The 24,297-nt window shown below is 42.1% G+C and carries 22 protein-coding genes (1 of these 22 only partly in view); 13 read left to right on the top strand and 9 right to left on the bottom strand.

Translation table 11 applies throughout. From position 1 onward, the window contains the following. Positions 1 to 1,425, bottom strand: the 5' portion of a protein-coding gene (locus A5886_RS11210) for a beta-galactosidase (protein ID WP_086276045.1). Its footprint begins 588 nt before the window's first position; 1,425 of the gene's 2,013 nt are visible here — the first part of the coding sequence; the start codon lies at positions 1,423 to 1,425; its stop codon lies beyond the left edge, outside the window. Between the two features lie 416 nt (positions 1,426 to 1,841). On the opposite strand from A5886_RS11210, the gene arcA reads away from it, so the two are divergent. The 10 genes from arcA (at position 1,842) to A5886_RS11160 (ending at position 11,986) form a co-directional block, all read left to right on the top strand. Further along, positions 1,842 to 3,071, top strand: coding sequence for an arginine deiminase (gene arcA, locus A5886_RS11205; protein ID WP_086275223.1), 1,230 nt, complete (start codon positions 1,842 to 1,844; stop codon positions 3,069 to 3,071). A gap of 383 nt (positions 3,072 to 3,454) precedes the next feature. Further along, positions 3,455 to 3,766 carry a hypothetical protein gene (locus A5886_RS11200; RefSeq protein ID WP_179190030.1) on the top strand — a complete coding sequence of 104 codons (312 nt, stop codon included), beginning with the start codon at positions 3,455 to 3,457 and terminating at the stop codon, positions 3,764 to 3,766. After that, a complete protein-coding gene (locus A5886_RS11195) occupies positions 3,767 to 5,755 on the top strand; it encodes a V-type ATP synthase subunit I (protein ID WP_086275221.1) in 1,989 nt (662 codons plus the stop codon). Further along, a complete protein-coding gene (locus A5886_RS11190; RefSeq protein ID WP_086275220.1) occupies positions 5,739 to 6,212 on the top strand; it encodes a V-type ATP synthase subunit K in 474 nt (157 codons plus the stop codon). The genes A5886_RS11195 and A5886_RS11190 overlap by 17 nt, the downstream gene beginning before the upstream one ends. A 15-nt stretch (positions 6,213 to 6,227) precedes the next feature. Beyond that, positions 6,228 to 6,818, top strand: a complete 591-nt coding sequence (locus A5886_RS11185) for a V-type ATP synthase subunit E (RefSeq protein WP_086275219.1) — start codon at positions 6,228 to 6,230, stop codon at positions 6,816 to 6,818. A gap of 14 nt (positions 6,819 to 6,832) precedes the next feature. Then, the gene (locus A5886_RS11180) at positions 6,833 to 7,834 is read left to right on the top strand and encodes a V-type ATP synthase subunit C (protein WP_086275218.1); all 1,002 of its coding nucleotides are present in this window, start codon (positions 6,833 to 6,835) and stop codon (positions 7,832 to 7,834) included. Beyond that, complete coding sequence (locus A5886_RS11175) at positions 7,827 to 8,141, top strand: V-type ATP synthase subunit F (RefSeq protein ID WP_086275217.1); 315 nt, start codon at positions 7,827 to 7,829, stop codon at positions 8,139 to 8,141. Before A5886_RS11180 ends, A5886_RS11175 begins: the two co-directional genes overlap by 8 nt. 31 nt (positions 8,142 to 8,172) lie before the next feature. After that, positions 8,173 to 9,948, top strand: a complete 1,776-nt coding sequence (locus tag A5886_RS11170) for a V-type ATP synthase subunit A (protein ID WP_086275216.1) — start codon at positions 8,173 to 8,175, stop codon at positions 9,946 to 9,948. Further along, positions 9,948 to 11,336 carry a V-type ATP synthase subunit B gene (locus tag A5886_RS11165; protein ID WP_086275215.1) on the top strand — a complete coding sequence of 463 codons (1,389 nt, stop codon included), beginning with the start codon at positions 9,948 to 9,950 and terminating at the stop codon, positions 11,334 to 11,336. The genes A5886_RS11170 and A5886_RS11165 overlap by 1 nt, the downstream gene beginning before the upstream one ends. After that, complete coding sequence (locus A5886_RS11160) at positions 11,336 to 11,986, top strand: V-type ATP synthase subunit D (protein ID WP_086275214.1); 651 nt, start codon at positions 11,336 to 11,338, stop codon at positions 11,984 to 11,986. The genes A5886_RS11165 and A5886_RS11160 overlap by 1 nt, the downstream gene beginning before the upstream one ends. Positions 11,987 to 12,052: 66 nt before the next feature. Here A5886_RS11160 and A5886_RS11155 read toward each other — a convergent pair whose 3' ends face one another. From A5886_RS11155 to A5886_RS11140, 4 genes are all read right to left on the bottom strand, one after another. Beyond that, the gene (locus A5886_RS11155; RefSeq protein WP_086275213.1) at positions 12,053 to 12,862 is read right to left on the bottom strand and encodes an ABC transporter ATP-binding protein; all 810 of its coding nucleotides are present in this window, start codon (positions 12,860 to 12,862) and stop codon (positions 12,053 to 12,055) included. Next, positions 12,859 to 13,779, bottom strand: a complete 921-nt coding sequence (locus A5886_RS11150) for an ABC transporter permease (protein WP_086275212.1) — start codon at positions 13,777 to 13,779, stop codon at positions 12,859 to 12,861. The genes A5886_RS11155 and A5886_RS11150 overlap by 4 nt, the downstream gene beginning before the upstream one ends. Before the next feature lie 32 nt (positions 13,780 to 13,811). Beyond that, a complete protein-coding gene (locus tag A5886_RS11145; protein ID WP_086275211.1) occupies positions 13,812 to 14,789 on the bottom strand; it encodes an ABC transporter substrate-binding protein in 978 nt (325 codons plus the stop codon). A 496-nt stretch (positions 14,790 to 15,285) separates the two neighbouring features. Further along, entirely contained in the window at positions 15,286 to 16,446 is a 1,161-nt protein-coding gene (locus A5886_RS11140; protein ID WP_086275210.1) for a hydroxymethylglutaryl-CoA synthase, read from the bottom strand. Positions 16,447 to 16,637: 191 nt separating this feature from the next. On the opposite strand from A5886_RS11140, the gene A5886_RS11135 reads away from it, so the two are divergent. After that, positions 16,638 to 19,091 carry a hydroxymethylglutaryl-CoA reductase, degradative gene (locus A5886_RS11135; protein ID WP_086275209.1) on the top strand — a complete coding sequence of 818 codons (2,454 nt, stop codon included), beginning with the start codon at positions 16,638 to 16,640 and terminating at the stop codon, positions 19,089 to 19,091. A gap of 56 nt (positions 19,092 to 19,147) precedes the next feature. On the opposite strand, the gene A5886_RS11130 is transcribed toward A5886_RS11135, so the two are convergent. The 3 genes from A5886_RS11130 to A5886_RS11120 form a co-directional block, all read right to left on the bottom strand. Beyond that, complete coding sequence (locus tag A5886_RS11130; protein ID WP_086275208.1) at positions 19,148 to 19,849, bottom strand: hypothetical protein; 702 nt, start codon at positions 19,847 to 19,849, stop codon at positions 19,148 to 19,150. Positions 19,850 to 19,959: 110 nt separating this feature from the next. Continuing rightward, on the bottom strand, positions 19,960 to 20,241 hold the full coding sequence (locus A5886_RS11125; protein ID WP_086275207.1) for a hypothetical protein: 282 nt from the start codon (positions 20,239 to 20,241) through the stop codon (positions 19,960 to 19,962). 21 nt (positions 20,242 to 20,262) lie between these two features. Further along, entirely contained in the window at positions 20,263 to 21,102 is an 840-nt protein-coding gene (locus tag A5886_RS11120; protein WP_086275206.1) for an aldo/keto reductase, read from the bottom strand. 168 nt (positions 21,103 to 21,270) lie between these two features. On the opposite strand from A5886_RS11120, the gene A5886_RS11115 reads away from it, so the two are divergent. Then, positions 21,271 to 22,275, top strand: a complete 1,005-nt coding sequence (locus A5886_RS11115) for a nucleoid-associated protein (protein ID WP_086275205.1) — start codon at positions 21,271 to 21,273, stop codon at positions 22,273 to 22,275. 51 nt (positions 22,276 to 22,326) lie between these two features. Here the strand turns inward: A5886_RS11115 and A5886_RS11110 are convergent, their stop codons facing one another. Beyond that, positions 22,327 to 22,683: a YxeA family protein gene (locus A5886_RS11110; protein WP_086276044.1), complete on the bottom strand. Its 357-nt coding sequence runs from the start codon at positions 22,681 to 22,683 to the stop codon at positions 22,327 to 22,329. A gap of 238 nt (positions 22,684 to 22,921) precedes the next feature. Between A5886_RS11110 and tuf the strand changes: the two genes are divergently transcribed. Then, entirely contained in the window at positions 22,922 to 24,109 is a 1,188-nt protein-coding gene (tuf, locus tag A5886_RS11105; RefSeq protein ID WP_086275204.1) for an elongation factor Tu, read from the top strand. Positions 24,110 to 24,297 lie beyond the last annotated feature (188 nt).

Raw genomic sequence — 24,297 nt, 5'->3', positions numbered from 1 at the left:
GAAAATACCGCCTCCTGCAACGTAGTCTTTGATTTTATCACCGAAGGATGCGTGAGTGGAATAGAGGTTTGGCGCAATGACAAAGGGATAGGCGCTGATATCTTCATCTGGGTGTACAAAGTCGACAGCTAGATTTAAACCTCTCAAAGCTTCATATAATCGGCTTAACTGATGAATATATTTCAAGGTGCGGGGTTTTGCGTCCAATTCCAGCGCCCACCAGTTCTCCCAATCAAAAACGACCGCTATATCAGCTATGAATGATGTGCCGACAATCGCTTGTAATTCCTTTAGCTCATTGCCCAACTGACAGCTTTCTTTGAACACACGACTTTCGCTCGGTTGACCGTGGGGAACGACAGCGCTATGAAATTTTTCAGCACCACCTCGTGATTGACGCCACTGAAAGAACATGATTCCGTCTGCACCATGGGCAATCGCTTCATAACTCCATAAGCGCATTTGGCCGGCTTTTTTGGCACCGTTGACTGCGCGCCAGTTTACGGCACTAGGTGCTTGTTCCATGATCAAAAATGGTTTTTTCTTCAAACTGCGGGTCAGATCGTTGGCAAGAAATTGCGGGTAGGGCATGTCGGAAAATGGATTTGGATAACTGTTCCAACTTACAACATCCATTTCAGGAGCCCATTGAAAGCCGTTAACATATTTGTGCAGCCCCATGAGATTTGTCATAAAAGGGATATCCCTTGAGTAAGCTGCAATCGCTTCTTTTTCGATTTGATAGATTTCAAGATTCATTGCTGAAATAAAGCGGCGATAATCCAGTTGTTGGGCAGGATTTTTGAAGGTTGGCATTTGTTCAGGCAGATAGATTTCATGCCAATCACCATAGCTCTGACTCCAAAAGGTTGTCGACCATGCACGATTCAATTCGTCGATCGTCTGATACTTATCCTGGAGCCATTGTTGAAACCTTGAGCGACAACGATCACAATAGCATTCGTGGATGTGGCAAGTATACTCATTATTGATATGCCACATGACAATGGCTGGATGCTGATGATACCTTTTGGCTACTGCAGTGGACAACGTGGCAGCGTAGCGGCGATAGATCTCTGAAGTTGGACAATAATGTTGGCGGGAACCATGGACCAAACGATTGCCGTGAACAGTCATAGGCATCATATCTGGATATTTATTGACCAACCAGGCTGGTGGGGAAGCAGTGCCATTTGCCAAGTCGATCATGATGTTGTTTTCATGTAATAAATCAATCAGCCAGTCAAGAAATGTAAAGTCGAATGTGGTTTCATTCGGTTGGATCGATACCCAACCAAAGATATTGATACTGACATAATTGACGCCAACTTCCTTCATCAAAGCCATATCTTCTAAAATGATCTCTTTCGACCATTGTTCAGGATTGTAATCCGCACCATAGTACATCTGTGTTTGTTTCTTCACCATTTGTTCACCTCATAGGAAAGATAGTTGATAGGTTTATGATACCAAAACTAGCAGTCGTTGTTAGCGCTATCAATAAAATGCTTTAAATGTTGCAAAAATAGAAAAATTGTTCAAAAGTTTTATTCGTGATATCTGCTGTCAACAATGATTCAGATCTGGCTGATTCATCAAACTTGCTGTTCTTTTATTAAAGATATACAATGAATGATAGCTTGGAATAAGAGTTTATACGTGAATATGAAATTAAAATGTTGTTTTTTTATTTTGTTGTTTTGATTGAATATAAGGTATTTATTTTGATTATGAGCACAAAGCGAATAAATGACAAGAATCGATTTCAAATATGCATATTTATTATGAATCTGATCATCGAATGGAGCATTTTCAGTTATTCTATCAAAGGAGCGAATAAAATGACCAAACCTATCCAACTGTTTTCTGAAATTGGTCGATTGAAAACAGTGATGTTGCATCGACCAGGAGTGGAACTTGAGAATTTGATGCCTGACTATCTGGATCGATTTTTATTTGACGATATTCCTTTTTTACAACAAGCACAAAAGGAACATGATTTCTTTGCAGATACATTGAGAAAGAATGACGTTCAGGTTTTATATTTAGAAGATTTGGCCGCAGAAACATTGGTCTCATCTGAAGCGAAGGAAATGTTTTTGAATAGCTATTTGGACGAAGCGATGATCCAAGAAGATTTTATGCGTAAAGAAGTCTTTGATTTCTTTATGTCGATCAAAGATCCTCGGGTATTGATCGATCATACGATGGCTGGGCTGAAAAAGAATGAGCTAACAATTCCGCCACGCTTGAATTTAACTTCTCTTACTTCTCTTGTTGAAGAATCCTATCCATTTCTAATCGATCCGATGCCCAATCTTTATTTTACCCGGGATCCTTTTGCTACGATTGGCAATAGTGTGTCGATGAACCGTATGTACGCACCCACACGTAGAAGAGAAACCCTCTACGGCAATCAAATTTTTCATCACCATCCACTATTTGCAGAAAATCAAACCAATTTCTTGTATCATCGTGATGACACGACCCGTATTGAGGGAGGCGATCAATTGATTTTATCGGATAAGTTGGTGGCTATCGGGATTTCTCAACGGACGGAAGTGGCTTCAATTGAAAAAATAGCCCAGACCATTTTTGACACGGAACCAAGTTTCGAACATATTTTGGCTTTCAATATTGGCGAAGAGCGCAAATTCATGCATTTGGATACAGTTTTTACAATGGTGGATGTCGATAAATTCACGATTCATCCCGAAATAGAAGGGGAGCTTTCAGTCTACTCGATTAGCAAACATCAAGGTGGCGTCCAAATTTTTGAGGAGCGAGATACTTTGGAGAATATCTTGTGTCGTTATTTAGATTTGCCAGAAGTTGCGTTGATTCGCTGCGGAGGGGATGATCTAACTGCAGCTGCTAGAGAACAATGGAATGATGGGTCAAACACACTGGCGATCGCACCCGGAGAAGTTGTCGTCTATGACCGGAATATTGTGACCAATCAGCTGCTAAAGTCAGCAGGAGTCAAACTGAATGAAGTGCCTGGCAGTGAATTGGTGAGAGGACGTGGCGGCCCCCGTTGTATGAGTATGCCATTTGTACGAGAGGTTTGAATTGTCTGTTATTTAAACCTACACTTTAATGATCTGCAAAAATCAATAGCTAAGAAATTGCATAGAAAAAAATAAAAGAAAGATTTGAAAGGTTGCGGCTTTTCTCATCTTTCTTATTTTTTATTAAAAACCTCCCTTTTGAATTGAAAAGGATTACTTTGCGTGAATTTGTGTAGTTTTTGTGACTTTTATATGTAAAGACTATAAAAAAACAGAGTAAACCTTGTTCTGATAAGAAATCTATGGTACGTTTATATTAGAAAACGTGAATAGGTGAAGGTATTTGCCACTTATTGATTTTTGACACCCTACGATCAGCGAATGCCACATGCATGATTTGTAGTGGTTTTTTTTGTGGGGAAAAAGAGAAAGCAGGTGAGAAAATGGCAGTCGATGCAATTCGCTTATTACAAGAAGCCGAACAGTTTGCAGAAGCGAAAAATAAAGAAGCGGAAGCGGATAAAAAACAATTAGCTGAGGAAAGAGCGCTTCGATTGGAGTCTTTTCAAGAGGAGTTAGCCCAAAAAGAAGCACAGGATAAAGCACAGATCAAAGAAAAGATTGCTGCAGAACTGATGCAGTCGAAAGAACCATTGATGGAAAAAACACAAGCGGAAGTGCAAACCCTCCGTTCAGTGCCCGAATCATTGAAAGAAGAAGCATTAGCAATAATAATAAATAAGGTTGTGACATAAATGGCAATTGCAAAAATGCAAAAGTTCAGTCTGTTGACCTTTTACGAACAGAAAGAAGCTGTGTTATCACAGCTGCAAGACTTTCAAGGCGTAGAATTGCTCGCTTCAGAGAAGTATTATGCTGCTGAAGAAACAACGGGTGTATTGACCGCTATACGCGAGGAACAAGCAGAAGAACTAGAAAATCAGTTTGGCCAAGTCAACTGGGCTTTACAATTTATCGAAGAGTATGTACCAAAACAAAGTATGCTGACTAAACTGCGTCAGCCTATCAAACAATATACCATTCAAGAATTGGCGCATGTCGCCCACACCTATCCTTGGCAAGAACTTTGCCAAACCCTTCGTAAACATGACAAACGTCTTCGATTGATTGATCAAGAAAAAAGAGATGTATTGGCACAAGAAGCAGAGTTGTCGATTTGGAAGTATTTTAAAGAACGGCCCAGCGTGCTGAATGACTTACAAAAGGCTGGCGGACAACTAGGAATGATCCCAAATACTGAGGTGGACGCGTTTCTTCAAGAAAGTGAAAACATACCGCTGCTCTATGTCGAAACGATCTATCAGTCTCAATCAACAGCTTATATCTTGGTTCTTTTTCATAAAGATATCAAAGACAAAGCCAATAGCCTTTTGAAAAAAGCGGCTTTCGAACAGTATATTTACCCATACGCAGGAATCCCCGAAGAGGACTTGGCGACGTTAAAAAACAAATCCCACACATTGATCGATGAAGAAAAAACCATCAAATCTACATTACAGGCAATGGTTTCAGAGCAAGCACAATTAAATATCGTGGCTGAATATTTAGATGGTGCCATCAAGCGGGCAAAAAGCAATGAACTGCTCTTGCGCTCAACCCATGCTGTTTCAATTTCCGGCTGGATCCCTGTAGATGCGGTCAAATCTTTGGAAGCACGAATAAAGAAGGGCACCAATGAAAACTATTACCTCGAATACCAAGAAGTGACAGAAAAAGAAGTGGCAGACGTGCCGATATTACTGGAAAATGCACGTTGGGTCAAACCTTTTGAAGGACTTGTTCGGATGTACAGCTTGCCGCAATATGATGAGTTGGATCCGACACCATTTATGGCACCATTTTATATGGTGGCATTCGGGATGATGGTTGCTGATTTTGGTTATGGGTTGCTTTTGTTCTTGGCGACAGTGATTGGTAAGCGTGTCTTTCATTTAAGCAAAGGCCTTTCCGAGAATTTGACGTTGTTCCAATTGTGTTCCATTCCGACGATTATCTGGGGCTTGATCTATGGCAACTTCTTTGGATTTGAATTTTCATTCCAATTGTTATCTGCCCAAGATGATGTCAACCAGATTTTGGTGCTGTCCGTGATCTTTGGTTATATTCAAATCATGTTTGGTTTGGCATTGAAATTTTACGTATTGTGGAAAAAGAAAGATCAAAAATTAGAAGCATTGTTCCAAGCTGGATCATGGATGGTCTTTCTTGTCAGTGTGGTCTTTGTCGCTTTAGGCATGATGCTTTTCCCGAATACCCCGATGCAAACAGTCGGCTTGGTCTTATTGACTGCGAGTTTAGTGGCAGTCGTGATCGGTGGCAGTTTTGAAGGCAAAACCTTGGCTGGCAAAATCGGTACTGGTTTGTATAGCTTAATGGATGTCACCAACTATGTCGGCGATTTGATTAGTTATACGCGTCTGATGGCATTAGGTGTGGCTGGCGGTAGTATTGCTTCGGCTTTCAACTTGATCATTAGCTATTTACCTGTACCAGCACGCTTTACTGTCGGCATCTTGTTGTTCGTAGCATTGCATGGCTTAAATATCTTTTTGAGCTATCTAAGTGCCTACGTTCACGGTATTCGCTTACAGTATTTAGAGTATTTTGGCAAGTTTTTTACCGGAGGCGGACGTGCCTTCGATCCCTTTAAATCAAATGAAAAATATGTAGAAGTTGTCTCAGAACATGAGATACAGGAGGAAAAGAATGGAAAATTGGATTAGTTTCTTTTATGAGTATGGCGGCATCGTCTTTGCAGCCTTAGGTGTAGCAACGGCTACAATTTGCGGCGGGATTGGTTCAACGATCGGTGTCGGAATGACCAGTGAGTCAGCGGCAGGATTGATTGCAGAACAACCAGAAAAGTTTGGGCAAGCATTGATTTTAGAATTGCTTTCAAGTACACAGGGATTATACGGATTCGTTATTTCCTTTATGATCTTTGGACAGATCAGTGGCGGTATGGCTTTTGAAAGAGGATTATACTTGTTTATTGCTTCATTACCAATTGCATTGACTGCCATCGTAGCAGGGAAATGGCAGGGAAGAGCAGCTAGTGCAGCAATGCAGATTTTGGCTAAGAAACCAGAACACGTGACCAAAGGGATTATCTTTGTGGCGATGATGGAAACGTATTGTATTTTAGGGTTCGTTATTTCCTTCTTGCTTGTCTTAAATTAAGAGGAGGGAAAATGAATGTCTGATATTACAAAATTGACGGATAAAATAAAAGCGGATGCCGAGAAAAAGTATCAACTGCAAATCAAAGAAGCAAAGAAAGAAAATGAGCAGCAAGAACGGATTCGCCGCGGTCAAATGGAACAGGAGATGGCGGATAGACTGGCTTTTTATGAGAAAGAAAAGCGAGCAGCGATGTTCTTAGAAATTTCTGATGTGCATATCCAATCGCGAAACAAAGTGTTGTCAGCCAAACAGGCGGTCTTAGATGAGTTGTTTGCAGAAGCATTGGAACGACTAAATCAAATCGACGCAGCAGGATTTGTTCGTTTTGTGGAAAGTGGCTTGAAACAAGCCAATCTAACTGGAGAGATCGAACTTGTCTTAGGTGAAAAAACAGCGAGTCTTTTAGATGCTACTGCCGTTTCAAATCTGAAAGCAAATCTTAGCGACAGCCAGTTGCAGGTTTCATCAAAGCAAATTCCCCGAAAAGGCGGCTTTTTGCTGCGGCAAGGGGCGATTGAAATGAACTTTACTTTTGACGCATTACTTGATGCCAACAAAGAAGAATTGAGCAATACATTACTGCAAATGATTTTTGAACAGTAAGTAGGTGGATGAAGATGAATGACATCAAATACAACACCCTCAATACACGGATTCGAACCTATGAGTCTCAGTTGTTTGATCGAACCCGTTACGAGCGGATGTTGAGTGCGAATGCTGCTGAGGAAATCTATGGAATGCTGCAAGAAACCGTCTATGGTGATTTTATCAATGAGGATGATCGTGTCCATGATTTTGAACAAGTATTGACCGCAGAATTAAAGCGTGTCTATGAAACCATGTATCAATTGGCACCAGATCGTAGGATCATTGACTATTTTGCATTGAAATATGACTACCAGAACTTAAAAGTGCTGGTTAAAGCCAGTTACATGCAAACCGATTTTTCTTCATTTTTGGTACCGATCGGCACACAACCATTGTCAGTCTTAAAGGACTTAGTGGCCACAAGAAAAAGCAACCAAGTTGCACCAGAAATGGTCGCTTGTATCGAAGAAGTTTTTTCTTATATTGAAAACTATCATGAAGTCCAGTCGATCGATATTATTTTCGATAACCATTATTGGGCGCAGCTATGGTCATTAGGCAAGGACTATGATGATGAAACGCTGCAAAAGCTGATCCAAAGACAAATCGATATCTTTAATATTTCCACGGTTTTAAGGAGTTATGCTATGAAGCGCAAACGTGGGTTTATCAGTGCGGTGTTGGCTGATAACGGGACTTTGCCTGCCAGTGAATTATTGACTGAAATCACTACGTCTTTAGAGGCATTTGTCGCTTATTTACAAAATACGCCGTATAAAAAATTGATCAATGCAAGCTATGAAGAGTTGATTGAAAAGAAAACATTGAATACCTTTGACTTGCGCAAAGACAATTTTTTGATGGGAAAACTGAAAGAACAAAAAATCGTTCCCTTTGGGCCAGCGGCTTTGATTGGTTATCTGTATGCCAAAGAAATCGAGAGCAAGAATCTGCGGATTCTCTTGATTGGCAAAATCAACAAAGTACCTGAAGAGATTTTAAGAAGTCGGGTGCGTGATAGTTATGAATAAGAAAATCGCTATGATGGGTGGTAAAAATTCGATCCTGCCGTTCAAAGGACTTGGCATCGATATTTATCCAGTAGATGATCTGCAACAAGCTGCCCAACAATTAGAAGCAATGGCTGATGATTATGGCGTGATTTTTTTGACCGAGCGGTTGATTGAGCAATTAGAATCGATCGTTCGCCGTTATGAAGAATTGCCAACGCCAGCAATCATTCCGATCCCCAGCAGTACTGGCAGCTTAGGAATCGGTATGGCAAGGATTCAGCAAAATGTAGAAAAGGCTGTAGGAATGAATATTTTAGATTCCTGACAGACCAGCTAGCCAGCTAGGAGGAATGAATGTGGCATTTGGCACTATTGAAAAAGTTTCGGGACCATTGGTCACCGCCTCAGGATTAAGCGGAGCAAAAATCCATGAAATATGCAAAGTCAGTGATAAAGGTCTGATCGGAGAGATCATTGAAATCAAAAAAGGACTTGTTTCTATCCAGGTGTATGAAGAAACCGCAGGAATCGGTCCCGGTGAACCAGTTGAGACAACCGGTGCGCCATTGTCTGTAGAGTTGGCGCCAGGGTTATTGGCGCAAATGTTTGATGGTATCCAACGACCATTGGATACATTTATGAGTCAAACAGAAAGTGATTTTCTGGAACGTGGCGTAACTATCGATCCGCTGAATCGACAAAAGAAATGGACCTTTGTTCCACAAGTCCAAGTCGGTGATGCAGTGCAAGGGGGAGATATACTCGGATTGGTGCAAGAAACATCTGTGATTGAGCATCGAATCATGGTTCCACCTGGTATAAGCGGCACGGTCAACGAAGTCATGGTGGGGAACTTCGCGATTACTGAAGTGATCTGCCGATTGGATACACCAGAAGGCGAAATGCCTTTAACAATGGTTCAAAAATGGCCCGTGCGAAAACCGCGGCCAGTATCGACAAAACTCAATCCTGGGGAGCCTCTCGTCACGGGACAAAGAGTCATCGATACGTTTTTCCCTGTTGCAAAAGGCGGATCAGCAGCTGTACCTGGACCTTTTGGCGCAGGTAAAACAGTCGTGCAGCATCAGATTGCGAAATGGTCTGATGTAGATATCGTTGTTTATGTGGGTTGTGGTGAACGTGGCAATGAAATGCGAGATGTCATGAATGAATTTCCTGAGTTGATCGACCCGAATACGGGAGAGTCGATCATGGAACGGACGGTACTGATCGCCAATACATCAAACATGCCTGTGGCAGCCAGAGAAGCATCAATTTACACGGGGATCACGATTGCCGAATATTATCGGGATATGGGCTACAGTGTCGCGATTATGGCCGACTCCACATCACGTTGGGCAGAAGCCTTGCGAGAAATGAGTGGGCGATTGCAGGAAATCCCTGGTGATGAAGGCTATCCGGCGTACTTAGGCAGTCGAATTGCTGAATACTACGAACGGGCTGGACGTTTCCAAACATTGGGCACGACACCTCGTCAAGGCAGTATCACCGCGATTGGCGCTGTTTCACCAGCAGGCGGAGATATTTCTGAACCTGTGACACAAAATACATTGCGCATCGTCAAAGTTTTCTGGGCTTTGGATAGTACATTGGCGCAAAAACGTCATTTTCCATCGATTAACTGGATGAATTCTTATTCATTATATGAAGATCAGATCAATACCTATCTCAATCAATTGTTGAGCAGCCGCTGGTCTGAATTAGTCAATGAGGCGATGTCCATTCTGCAAGAGGAAAGTCGTTTAGATGAAATCGTTCAATTGGTAGGGATGGATTCTCTTTCACAAAAAGACCGCTTGACCATGATGACCGCCCGCTCTTTAAGGCAAGATTATTTACAGCAAAATGCCTTTGACGATGTTGATACATATACATCTAGAACCAAACAATTTAAAATGTTGGAAAATATCCTGTTGTTTGATACGCAAGCCAAACGCGCCCTTCAATTAGGGGCATACCTTGATGAGATCATCAAAGGAACGGTTGATTTGCGTGAGCGGATCGCCCGCAGCAAATATGTACCTGAAGAAGAATTGAATCGAATAGATGAAGTCAAACATGACATCAAAGAAATCATGCAAAAAATCATTGAAACTGGAGGTGTTCATTGATGTTAAAAGAATATCGTTCAGTTTCCGAAATCGCTGGTCCTTTGATGGTGGTCGAAAATGTCAAAGGCGTCAAATTTGATGAACTTGTTGAAGTACGAATGGACTCAGGGGAAATCCGTCAGGGACAAGTATTAGAAGTCAGTGATGATAAAGCCGTTGTTCAGATTTTTGAAGGAACCAGTAATCTAAGTGCTGAAGAAAGCAAAGTTCGCTTTTTGGGAAATGGGTTAACATTAGGCGTGTCTTTGGATATGCTTGGACGGGTGTTTGACGGAATTGGCAAACCAAAAGACAATGGGCCGAGAATTTTACCAGAAAAACGATTAGATGTGAATGGGGAAGCCATCAATCCAATGGCCCGCGACTTCCCAGATGAATTTATTCAAACAGGGATTTCAACCATTGATCATCTGAATACCTTGGTGCGGGGACAAAAGCTGCCGATCTTTTCAGCTTCAGGTCTGCCCCATAAAGAAATCGCTGCGCAAATTGCTCGGCAAGCAACGGTGCCAAGTCAAGAAGGTAATTTTGCGATTGTCTTTGCTGCCATTGGGATCCCCTTTGAAGAAGCGGAATTTTTCGTAGATGAATTTCGAAAAACCGGCGCATTGGACCGTTCTGTTTTGTTTATGAACCTCGCCAATGATCCCGCCATCGAACGGATCGCTACACCGAAAATGGCACTGACTGCTGCTGAATATTTGGCCTTTGAAAAAGGCATGCACGTATTGGTGATCATGACGGATATGACGAACTATTGTGAAGCCTTGCGGGAGATTTCTGCTGCCCGCAGAGAAGTTCCAGGTCGTCGTGGTTATCCAGGTTATCTGTATACCAATTTGGCGACACTGTATGAGCGAGCAGGTCGTTTGACCGGGAAGGAGGGATCTGTCACCCAGATTCCGATCCTGACCATGCCTGATGGGGATAAGACCCATCCAATCCCTGATTTGACTGGTTATATCACGGAAGGACAAATCATTTTATCTCGTGATCTCTATAAGCGAAATATCAACCCGCCAGTCGATATTTTGCCAAGTTTATCTAGGTTGAAAGACAAAGGGACTGGTGAAGGCAAGACCCGTGGTGACCATGCAGCAACGATGAACCAAATATATGCTGCCTATTCTGATGGAAAAGCAGCGAAAGAATTATCGATCGTACTTGGAGAATCAGCTTTATCTGATATGGATAAGAAGTATGCCCGTTTCGCTGATCTTTTCGAAAAAGAATATGTCAATCAAGGGTTTGAAACCAATCGAACGATTGAAGAAACGTTAGATTTAGGCTGGAAACTCTTGGCAACTTTACCGAAACAAGAATTGAGCCGTATCAAAGAAGAATATATCGACGCCTATTATCCAACCTCTGAGGATGTGAATGCTTAATGGCGATTCTGAATGTCAATCCTACGCGTATGGAGCTAAGTCGTTTAAAAAAACGACTAACGACCGCAACGCGAGGACACAAATTACTAAAAGACAAGCAAGATGAATTGGTGCGCCAATTCATCCAGCTAGTCAAAAAAAATCAAGAACTGCGGAAAAAAATGGAAACAGCGCTACAAGCCGGGATGGCTGAATATGTTCTGGCTTCCAGCAGTATTCCAGATGTGGTGTTGCAAGAGGCCTTTATGATTCCGTTGAACAAAGTGACACTAGATATTCAAAGTCGAACGATTATGAATATGGATGTGCCTGTGTTGAATGCAGTCTATGAAGAAGAAAGTACAGATGATGACTTTTCCTATGGCTTTGCTAGTACCACGAGTGAGCTGGACTTGTCTTTGTCCCACTTAGATCAAATGTTGCCAGTGATGCTCCAATTGGCTGAAATCGAGAAAACATGTCAATTGATGGCAAATGAGATCGAACGAACGAGACGCCGCGTGAATGCGCTGGAATATATGACGATTCCTAAATTAACGGAAACGATCCAATATATCGAAAGCAATTTGGCGGAAGATGAGCGGGCAACGTTGACCCGCTTAATGAAAGTCACTGACATCATTGCTGAAAATGAAGCAGATCAAGCATAATCTACAACCTAAAACATAAAAGACGCGCTGCCAACCATGATTCCGGTCGGCAACGCGTCTTTTATATTAGGCTTTCAATAGTAGTTGATCATCTTTTAATTCAGCACCACTATTTTGATGGAACATATCCATTAATTCTGGTACCGTTAAGTGTTGTTTTTGTTCGCCATCAATGTCGACAACGATTTTGCCCTGATGGAGCATGATCAGCCGATTGCCATATCGAATGGCATCTTCCATATCGTGGGTGACCATAAATGCCGTCAATTGCTGGGTCCGGATCAATTGGTCAGTCAATGCCATAACGGTCAATGAGGTTTGCGGATCAAGAGCTGCCGTATGTTCATCAAGCAGAATCAATTTTGGTTGTTGCAGGGTGGCCATCAATAACGTAATGGCTTGTCGTTGACCACCAGATAGCAGACCGATTTCTGTTGTCAGACGATTTTCCAGTCCAAGATTTAGGCTAGCTAATTTTTCTTGGAAGAAGGGCCGATTTTTACTTTTGACACCTGTTGAGAATCCGCGGGCTTGGCCTCGTTTGTATGCAAGAGCCAGATTTTCTTCAACGGTCAACCGAACAGCGGTCCCCATCCGCGGATCTTGAAAGACCCGACTGATGGCTTTCGATCGTTTCGTCACGGACAGACGAGTGATGTCTTTGCTGTCTAATGTGATGCGACCTTGAGTAGTTGGAATCGTGCCAGCGATACTATTCAATAGGGTGGATTTCCCAGCACCGTTGCCGCCGATGATCGTAATGAAATCACCTTGGTTCATCTTCAAGTCGATGCCTTTTAAGACATGATTTTCATTGATCGTTCCTTTTTCGAATGTTTGATGCAATTGCTCAATCGTTAACACTGGATTTGTCATGATTGGCCTCCTTTTGTTTTGAGTCCCAATTTTTGTAAGCCTAATTTATTTCGTAATTGAGGCAATGACAGACAAATCACCAATACGATTGCTGATGCCAATTTGATATCATTGGCTTCAACATTGAATTCAAAGACAACTGCCAAAATGAAACGGTAGACGATGGCGCCAATCACGATCGTGATCAAACGAACCAATAAAGATTTATTGGCAAATAGTACTTCTGCGATAATGATAGAGGCGAGACCTATGACGATTGTACCGATACCAGAATTCAAGTCTGCAAACCCGTTGTTTTGCGCCAACAATGCGCCGGAAAGGGCAATACAACCATTCGAAATCATGTAACCAATGATTTTCATATTGTCGGTGTTGATGCCGTTGGCTTCGCTCATCGCTAAGTTATCACCAGTGGCACGCAATGCCAAGCCGATTTCTGTTCTGAAAAAAAGAAACAACAAGAGAATCACAATAGCAGCAAAGAGAAAACCTGCGATGATGACCGCATTATTTTTGGCTAAGCCCATTTCTTGAAACGTTGTAAAGACTGTATCTTGTCCCAATAAAGCAATATTAGGCGCGCCCATCACGCGATTCGTGATGGAGTAAAGGCCGGTCATTGTGATGATCCCAGCTAACAGTGCGGGGATTTTTAATTTCGTGTGCAGCAAGCCAGATACAAGTCCAGCCAGTAGTCCGCCGCAAAAGCCGAATAGACTTGCAACGATAGGGGAGAACCCATTGGTAATCGTAATAGCAGCAATTCCTGCTCCTAAGGGAAAACTTCCCTCGGCAGTCAAATCAGCAATATCCAAAATGCGAAAGGTCAGATAAACGCCAATCGCCAATAGTGCCCAAAGGACACCTTGAGAAGTGGCAGATTGTAATAAGACCAAGAGTGTGTTGAATAAATTCATATTGTTTCCTCAAATCTATGATTTAATTTTTGTTATTCAGGTGCGACAATACTTGATGGATCAATACCTAACGCTTCAGCCATATCTTCATTGATGACCAATTCTAAGTTTTCTGCTGTTTCAACTGCAGTCGTGGCAGGTTCTGCATCGCCGTCTAAAATTTTCGCTGCTAATTTTCCGGTTTGGATACCTAATGATTTATAATCGATACCGTAAGTTGCTAGAGCACCGTCATTGACTTGGTCAACGGAACCTGCAACGATGGGTGTTTTGGTTTCTTTTGCTACTTCACCCACGATGGCAGCAGCAGATGCGAAGGTATTGTCTGTCGGTACATAGATTCCATCCACATCTTTGGCTAAACTTGTCGTGACTTGTTGCACATCATTGGTGGTGTTGGCAGTCAATACTTTCACATCAACGCCTGCTTCTTTCAATGCAGCTTCAGCAAGATCTGCTTGGATCTTAGAATTGGCTTCACCAGCGTTATACATCACACCAATGGTTTTGGCGTCGGGTACGATACTCAATAAAAGAGCGATTTGTTGTTCGATAGGTACCATATCTGAAGTACCAGTGATATTGCGGCCTGGGGCTTCATTTGAATCTGCTAATTTTGCTTCAACCAAATCAGTTACAGCTGTGACGATGATAGGCACATCCGTTGTTTCATTGGCCAAAGAAACAGCGGCTGGCGTTGCAATACCTAATAACAAATCAGGATTGCCTTTTAGCAATTTTTCGCTCATACTTTTTAGATTGTCTTGACTATTTTGGGCATTTTGATAGTCGAATGTGATATTCTCGCCTTCAGTGTAACCAGAGTCTGCCAATCCTTCTTTGAATCCTTCATACGCGGCATCTAATGAGCCATGCTCGACCAATTGCAGTACGCCGACGGTTTTCATATTGTCGTTATCTGCTGACTCGTTGCTGCTATCGCCGCAAGCTGCCAATGCAAGGACGCTCGCTGCTAAAATTCCTGATGTGATCCACTTCTTCATGTTCATGATGATTCCTCCTAAAATATCCTTTTTTCTTTTTGTGTGACCTGAACAAAAAAATCCATTCAGACAATCGTCTAAATGGATGAATAAAATACCAATTGAAATGACATTCATGGCAACCATTTAGAAGAATTTCTACATGGCTGCAAGTTCAAGGTAAAATGCTTTAGCCATCATAGATACAAACAAAACTCGTTTTGTGGTTTGCATCCATAATGAATATGAATACAAACTATCTAAAGTAGCTAAAGTAAAAACTATTCAGTTGTGGGGTACTTGTTGATAATAACATCGTTTGTTCCTCCAAACTTGAATTGTTTATAGTATAGTCAAAAAAAAGAGGGCTGTCAACGGAAAAAAGCAATTATCTGAATATTTTGGAATAACAAGATTCCTTTTTTATTGTTATGGAAGCGGTCCATGTATAGCGAAATCAATAAAAAAAACCTTGATCCAACAAGTAGGGTAGACTTGTTGGAAATCAAGGTTTAATCAATAATTATTCATTTCCGTCCTTATAATAACGAATCGTATCTTTGATTTCATGGATACTATACAATAAATCATCGGTGAAAGTTTTGTTTGTATCGATGTCGATCTTTTCTTCAAACAGTTGTTCATAGGCTTCAATAGATAATTTTTGCCGGGCATCTAATAATGCCTCATGGCTTTTTTTGTTCAGTTGCTGCTGATAGCCCTCAACCAATCGTCCGCTAAAGAATTCGGCAACTGCACCTGATCCATAACTGAAAAGACCGATGCGGTCTCCTTCACTTAGCGTTGTGGCATTTTCAATCAATGATATCAGGCCCAAATATAGGGAACCCGTATATAAGTTACCTACACGGCGACTATAGGTGATCGATTCCTCGTAACGTGTCAATAGACGTTCTTGTTGTACTTGATCTTCCGTTTCAAAGCCCGCCAATAAAGCTTTTTTGCCCATTTTTGTATAAGGAATATGAAAACAAATGGCGGCATAATCAGCGGCAGTTCGCTGGTGTCTACGACAGCTTTCTTGCCAGACTTGCTTGAAAGAATTGATATAGACTTCATTTGATAGATGACCGTCTACCACAGGGTATTGGTGACCGACTGGACGCCAAAAATCATAAATATCTTGCGTCAGCATCACATTGTCATTGTCAAAGGCTAAAATACGTGGTTCTGCTGTGATCAATAATGCTACGGCGCCTGCTCCTTGAGTCGGTTCACCGCCTGAGGCTAAACCATAACGGGCAATGTCAGAAGCAACGACCAATACTTTGCTATCTGGGTTAGCCTGGATATGATTTTTTGCGAATTGGACGCCAGCTGTTGCGCCATAACAAGCCTCTTTGATCTCAAATGAACGAGCAAAAGGTTGGACCCCCAATAGTCGATGCAAGACAACTGCAGAGGCTTTTGATTCATCAATACCGGTTTCCGTCCCCACGATCACCATATCCACCGCAGCTAAATCTTCTTTTGTCAGCATAGGTTTCGCTGCATGCATGGCAAACGTCACGATATCTTGTGTCACTTTACTGACAGCCATTTGGTCTTGACCGATACCAATCGTAAATTTATTTGGATCAACTCCCCGGGCATGAGCCAAATCAACCATATCTATATAATGAGGTGGAACAAAAAAATTAATTTTATCTATACCAACGTTCATCTTGACGCTCCTTTATGTACTTCGCGTTATTTTTCTCACTCTCTTTAAGTTATCACATTTTGTGAAAAAATAAAAAAAGAATTGATTAGAATTTAAACTTTATTAAAGAATCAAAAAATGCCTGCATGATGCTGTCTGAGGTATTCTTTTTTGGAGCATTTAATGATATATTGCAAGAGGAGGTGACGTACGTGGAAGAAGTTGTCATAATCGACGCAATCAGAACGCCAATTGGCAAATACCATGGGTCATTAAAAGAATATTCAGCGGTTGAATTGGGAACTGCTGCAGCAAAAGCAATTTTAGCACGCAATCAAGGGTTGCAAGAAGAAATCAATCAAGTGGTCATCGGCAATGTCCTGCAAGCTGGAAATGGACAAAACCCTGGCAGACAAGTCGCCTTAAAGAGTGGATTATCTGCTGAGATACCGGCGTCAACGATCAATGAGGTCTGTGGGTCAGGTATGAAAGCTATTTTGATGGGAATGGAACAGATCCAATTGAACAAAGCAACCGTTGTATTGACCGGCGGGATCGAAAGTATGACGAATGCACCGTTGTTTAGTTTTTATAATAAAGCGGAGGATCAATATTCAAAACCTGTATCGACCATGATGCACGATGGCTTGACCGATGCCTTCAGCAGTCAACCAATGGGACTGACTGCCGAGAATGTTGCAGAAAGATATGGTGTATCCCGTGAAGAACAGGATGCGTATGCCTATGCTTCACAAATGAAAGCAGTTGCTGCACAAAAAAACAAGCAATTTGCCAAAGAAATTGTTTCTTTGACGAACAGTGAGCGGATAGTTGATCAAGATGAAGGGATTCGTCCTGGGACGACCATTGACCAATTGGCTTCATTAAAAACCGTCTTCAAAGAAAATGGCACGGTCACAGCCGGCAATGCGTCAACTATCAACGATGGGGCAGCGATGGTGTTGCTTGCCTCCAAATCCTATTGCGAGGCACACCAAATTCCTTATCTTGCTGTAGTCAAGGGCATTGTGGAAGTTGGCTATGATCCAGAAATTATGGGTATTTCCCCAATCAAAGCAATCAGCAAATTACTGAAAGAACAACAGGTTTCAATCGACGATATCGCGATTTTTGAGATCAATGAAGCCTTTGCTGCTTCTTCGATCGTGGTGGAAAGAGAGTTAGGGCTAGATCCGAAAAAAGTCAATCGCTATGGCGGCGGGATATCCCTTGGTCATGCGATTGGGGCGACGGGTGCGCGGATTGCAACGACATTGGCTTACCAATTACAAGATACCCAACAAAAATGGGGTGTGGCGTCACTATGTGTCGGCGGTGGCCTTGGCTTGGCCATGTTGTTAGAAAATCCAGCTATTGAAGGACAGTCAGAAACAGAGCAAGTAAAAAAAAAAGCCAAGTTTTATGCGCTAAGTCCTGATGAACGATTGGCACAATTGGTTGATCACCAACTGATCACACCAGAAGAACAAGCAGTTTTCAAGACAATGGCTTTAAACGAAGATATTGCCAATCATTTGATTGAAAATCAAATCAGTGAAGTAGAAATTCCTTTAGGTGCGGGTATAGGGCTGACGGTTGATAGCAAAGCGTATACAGTCCCTTTGGCTACCGAAGAACCCTCGGTGATCGCTGCAATGAGCAATGGTGCTAAGATGGCAGGGGGGATCAAAACGACGGCAACAGAACGGTTGCTTCGCGGTCAAATCGTCCTCATGGCTATCCAAGATAGCGATGCTGTCATTGCGCAAATCCATCAAGCTGAAGCAGCCATCTTTACAGCGGCAGAAGAAAGCTATCCGTCGATTTATAAACGTGGGGGCGGCTTACGACGTATCGAGGTGCGCTCCTTTGACGCAGCCGATTCCAGTCTTAACACCAATTATCTCTCCATTGATTTATTGGTCGATGTCAAAGATGCCATGGGCGCCAACATCATCAATACGATTTTAGAAGGTGTGACGAAAAAAATACGCGAATGGTTTCCTGATGTAGACGTGTTGTTTAGTATTTTGAGCAACTTTGCCACAGAATCATTGGTGACAGCAACATGTGCAGTGCCTTTCTCGGTTTTGTCTAAAACTGGAAACGGTGCAGAGGTTGCAGCAAACATTTGTCACGCGTCAGATTTTGCGCAGCTTGATCCGTATCGGGCTGCCACCCATAACAAAGGTATTATGAATGGTGTCGAAGCTTTGATTTTGGCTACTGGAAATGACACCAGAGCAGTTTCTGCAGCTTGTCACACCTATGCGTCAAGAAATGGTCAGACCCGTGGCTTGGCTACCTGGCGCATGGAAGATACACATTTGGTGGGGGAAATCACCTTGCCATTAGCGATTGCAACAGTTGGAGGCGCCACTCGCATTTTACCAAAAGCTGCCGCAGCCTTGGCATTGACCAACGTTCAGTCCGCTGCTGAATTGGCATCGTTAGCCGCCGCTGTCGGCTTGGTGCAAAATTTGGCTGCCTTACGGGCGTTGGTCTCAGAAGGGATCCAACAAGGGCATATGCGCATGCAAGCGAGAGCCTTGGCCATCGCTGTTGGTGCTGCTGGTGCTGAGATCGATGCAGTGGCGCAAGCATTAGCTAGTGAGAAAATGGATCAAGCCAAAGCGTTGACCATTCTGGAACAGTTACGAAAATAAACCATACAAACAACCCCCAAACCAAATCTGGCTCGGGGGTTGTTTGATCAAGATGATTATCGTTGATTCAACGCAGTAGCAGCGTATGCTTCAATCAAGGGAATCACGTCTAATTTGATTTTATATTTACGTTCCAAAGCACTCGTGATGTCAAATTGATTTGCTTCACCTTCAGAAATTGTTGCCAAAATCCGTTGTTCTTTCGGTGTTTGTTCAACGACCGTTGTTTCGTCGTCTGTTCTTTCCACACTAAATTTAGGGAAAGCCGCAATTTTGTCAGCAAAATCAGTAAAGGACAATCCTGCTACTGTACTTTGTTGAGGTGCTGCAGATTCATTGGTCATTGCTTTTTCAGCAGTTGCTGCATCATCAGCAGCAGGTGCATCAGATGAATCCTCTTCTGGCGTTGATTTCGTCTCAACAGCAGGTTGTGGGGTAACTTGCAACCAATAAGCTGCAATCTCATCCACTAAGTTATCACTAAAACGATCCAATAAACCAGCTTCTTGACGTTGGATCCGTTTGACTACGATTTTAAAATTTTCGTCTAAAGGAACGGCGATTTTTTGTTCTTTCTGGGTTTCTTTCAATAACTCAATCAACAGTTCGTCTTGGTTTTTTGGGTTGATATAGACAGTTGTTGGCAAGTCATGGTTGGCCGCCGTTTTTGCCTCGATAGCAGCAAATAGTTGTTGACGTGCCGTTTCATAAGACGGACGGAATTGTTGTTTCAATTTAGCTAATTGTTTCTTTTTCATAATCTTCTCCTCTCGATCACTATCGATTATAAGGAAAATTGATGCAAATGAACAGAGATTATCATGAAAAAATCAAAAAACTTTTATTTCATCTATCAAAAAACACCTCATCAGTTCAACTGATGAGGTGTTTTGGCGAATGCTTCTAAGTCATGATATTTGGGCATGAGGACCAGTAAATCAGTTGCCCCTCGTGCCACAAGCATCTCTTGCCAGATGAATAAGTCGTAGGAAGAGCCTAATTTTTCCTCCAGCATCTGCTGATAAGCTGTCTCTGACCATTGTCTGGCAGGAAAGTGTTGAATCTTATCAGCAGCGATCAGAAAAACGAAATCTGGATCAAATGTTTGTTTGACTGCTTGTGGTAACGCATCTAAATCTCGTATCGTCATAAGTACTCCTTTTGGCTTGCTTTAGAAGCCTGTGGTATCTGGATTCGAAGCTTTACCCACGACACCATCTAATTGATCGATCGTTTCGATGTCATCGGCGGACAATTCAAAGTCAAAAACGGCTAAGTTTTCTTCGATGCGGCTTGGTGTAACAGATTTTGGTAAAGGCAAGAAGCCGTGTTGCAAGGACCAGCGCAAAGCGATTTGGGCAATTGTTTTGTCGTATTTTGCAGCGAGTTCTTTCATTTCCGGCACATCAAAGATTTTACCCGTACCTAAAGGGCTATAGGCTTCCAATAAAACATTGTGGTCTTGACAGTATTGAACCACTTCAGGCTGCAATTCACCAGGGGCCAAGAAAATTTGATTGACCATTGGGAAAACAGTGGCTGTTTTCTTCAGTTCTTCTAAGTGATGCGGCAAGAAATTGCTGACGCCAATCGCTTTGATCTTGCCTGCTTGGTATAACTCTTCGAAGGCACGCCAAGATTCAGCATTGGCTGTTTGCCAGTTTTCACGAAATGCAACGGGATTTGGCCAATGGATCAAGAACAAATCAACATAATCTGTTTGTAATTTTTCTAAAGATTCTTCAAAAGAAGACATCACTAGATCGTAAGAATGGTTGCCATTCCATAATTTGGTGGTCAAAAAGATTTCTTCTCGCGGAATTCCGCTTTCTTTGATTGCTTGTCCGACACTGGCTTCATTCTTGTACCCTTGGGCGGTGTCAATGTGACGATAACCGGCAGCCAGCGCTTTTTTGACTGAGTCTACAGCCACCTCGCCATTTGGTGTTTGCCATGTGCCAAAGCCTAACTCGGGGATGGTGACATTGTTCGATAATGTATAGCTGTTCATGGATTTCCCTCCTAATATTGTTGGTAACTTTAGTGTAGCAGAGCTGCTGGCATTTTCCAACGGAAGCAACTTTCTTTTGTCCGGATCGAAGAAACTTTATTTGCGCATCTACTTGTCAGAGTGGGTGCTTTTTTTGTACACTAGACGAATGGATAAGGAGCGAAAACAATGGATATATATTTGAAACATGCAATTTTACATATTGTCGATCGGCAGACAGGGGATCCGGTATTTTCGCAAGTTGAATTAGATTTAACGACTGAATATGTGCGGGATTATTTGACGAAAAAGATTCAAAAGCTGGCCAATCCGCAAACGAAAACTGGGAAATTAGTTGAATCATCTGCAATCGCTCAGTTGGTCAAAACTGCAGAAAATGATTTCATTACTGCGAGTGAAGGTATCGTGCAGCGGTGGTATGAGGCCTACAAAGAAAGCGAGGACGCCCCTAGTAGTGATGCTTTCGTGGTTTTGTATGAATTAGATACCAATCTACAAGTTGCTTTTTTGAAAGTCAATTATCAAGATGGCTATACCCATTTTATCGATAATGGTGAAGCGGGGATCGAAAACACATTGATTCTTCATCGGGCGTTATTGGCCGGCAAAACCCAAAAAGCCGATGAAGGCATCACCATTGATGTCAACACTCTGAACTTTGAATTGATTGAAAAAAAATACAGCTTTTCTGGAGAAAAACAATTGTACTTCTCGACAAAAGTCATCGAGACTGAACCACTGCCTTCTTTGGAAGAAAATGTCAAAGTCATCAAAAAAGTGGCTGAAAAAATCGGTGAGAAGTTTGAAACACCATCTTATCACGTGGTGGCAGATTTGAAAGAAGCCGTCTATGATACGATCGAAGAATCTGGTCATATCGATGTCCAAGAAATCGCTGAGAAAGTCTTCAAGGACAATATCACTGCTCAAATGAGTTTCAAAGAAGAAGTGGCGGAAAAAGGATTTGTCGATCAAGCACCGATGTTAAGAGATGTTCGTGAAATTTCTGAGAAAAAATTCGGCAAGCAAAAATTGAAACTGTCTAATGGCATCGAATTGATTGTGCCGCTAGACGTGTATCGTGATCCGAATCTAATTGAATTCATCAATAATCCAGATGGAACGATTTCGGTCACCATCAAAAACGTTGAAGAAGTCATCAATCGTATGTAAAAAAACTGTCCGTACAAATCTGTACGGACAGTTTTTTAGTAAGAAACGATTTTATTTAGTCATTTCAGTTAGTGCGGGTTGCGGTACTTGCTCCTTATCGATTTCTTCCCAGCGCAATACACCTTTACTAGGATTGACGACTAGCTTCAAATAGGCGCCTTCCTTCAAAGGCGTGGACCGATACTCTTCCATTGTGACTGCCTTACTGTCACCTTGGGCATTATACGCAGTTTGTTCATACCGATAGATATTTTCTACGACCCCATCGTTGCTGATTGCGGAATCGTGGTCGCCAGCAGTTGTGATTTGGGTATAATAGTCGCTGCCACCATAATAATACTGATATGTGAATAGGCAACCGCCAATAAAAATTGCTGCCGTCAAAAGACTGGCTATGATTTTTTTCAAGAACACTCACCTCAGCTTCTATTATTCACAAGAATGATGGCTACGTCCAATTCTTAAGAAAAATGAAAGGAAATCTTAGAGTTTAAGAGGAGAGACACATTTCTTGATTTTGACTAATTTTGACCTATAATAAAGGTAGCTTCAAACTTACAAAAGATAAGTAAATAGATTGTTTATCTTTTTAGAAGCAAATCGTTGAATCGATTCTATTCGATTCATTTCTCTAGGAGGGGAAATTATGGCAAAACAACATTATGATCGGACCAAACCACATGTCAATATTGGCACGATTGGACACGTCGATCACGGGAAAACAACATTGACGGCTGCAATCACAACGGTTCTTGGGAAGAAAGGACTTGCCAATCCGCAAGATTATGCAAGTATCGACGCGGCTCCTGAGGAACGAGAACGTGGGATCACCATCAATACTGCCCATGTTGAATATGAAACTGAAAAAAGACACTATGCCCATATTGATGCACCGGGACATGCGGATTATGTGAAAAATATGATTACTGGTGCTGCCCAAATGGATGGCGCGATCTTGGTAGTATCCGCTACGGATGGTCCGATGCCGCAAACCAGAGAGCATATACTTTTGTCACGGCAAGTGGGTGTCAAACATCTGATTGTTTTCTTGAATAAAATCGACTTGGTGGATGATGATGAATTGATTGACCTTGTAGAAATGGAAGTTCGGGAATTGCTTTCTGAATATGATTTTCCAGGTGATGATATTCCAGTCATCAAAGGTTCTGCTTTGAAAGCTCTTGAAGGAGATGCGGCTGCAGAACAAGCCATCCTCACCTTGATGGATACAGTCGACGATTATATTCCAACACCTGAACGTGACACAGACAAACCATTGCTTTTGCCAATCGAAGATGTCTTTTCCATCACAGGTCGTGGGACAGTTGCTTCTGGACGTATCGATCGTGGTACGGTCAAAGTTGGAGATGAAGTCGAAATAATTGGTATCAAACCAGAAACCCGAAGTGCAGTGGTGACGGGTGTGGAAATGTTCCGCAAAACAATGGACTTTGGTGAAGCTGGAGACAACGTGGGTGTATTATTGCGGGGCATTACCCGTGATGAAATCGAACGGGGTCAAGTGTTGGCAAAACCAGGTTCAATTACGCCCCACACAACATTCCAAGCAGAAGTATATGTTTTGACTAAAGAAGAAGGCGGACGTCATACACCATTCTTTAATCAATACCGTCCGCAATTTTATTTCCGGACGACTGATGTGACGGGAAATATTACACTCCCTGTAGGAACTGAAATGGTTATGCCAGGGGACAATGTCACCATCGACGTGGCGTTGATCCATCCAATCGCTGTCGAAAACGGTACAACGTTTTCTATTCGTGAAGGTGGTCGTACAGTCGGTTCGGGGATCGTGACAACCATCGAAAAATAATGTTTTATACAGTGCTTCCATGTTTTTTTGGAAGCACTGTTTCTTATTGCGAAGGGTTTCTGCCATTCGATAGGCAAACATTGTCTTGTTTTTTTCTAAATAATCTTGTGATTTTATTAAGTATTTTGGGCAGAATAAAAAGTGCTAGTCACTCGCAAAAATTCATAGTACGATAGATGCTGAATCAC

This window comes from Candidatus Enterococcus testudinis, from assembly GCF_002140915.1.
In the GTDB taxonomy this organism is placed as follows: Bacteria; Bacillota; Bacilli; order Lactobacillales; family Enterococcaceae; genus Enterococcus_D; species Enterococcus_D testudinis.
This window is presented reverse-complemented; position numbering and strand designations above follow the sequence as displayed.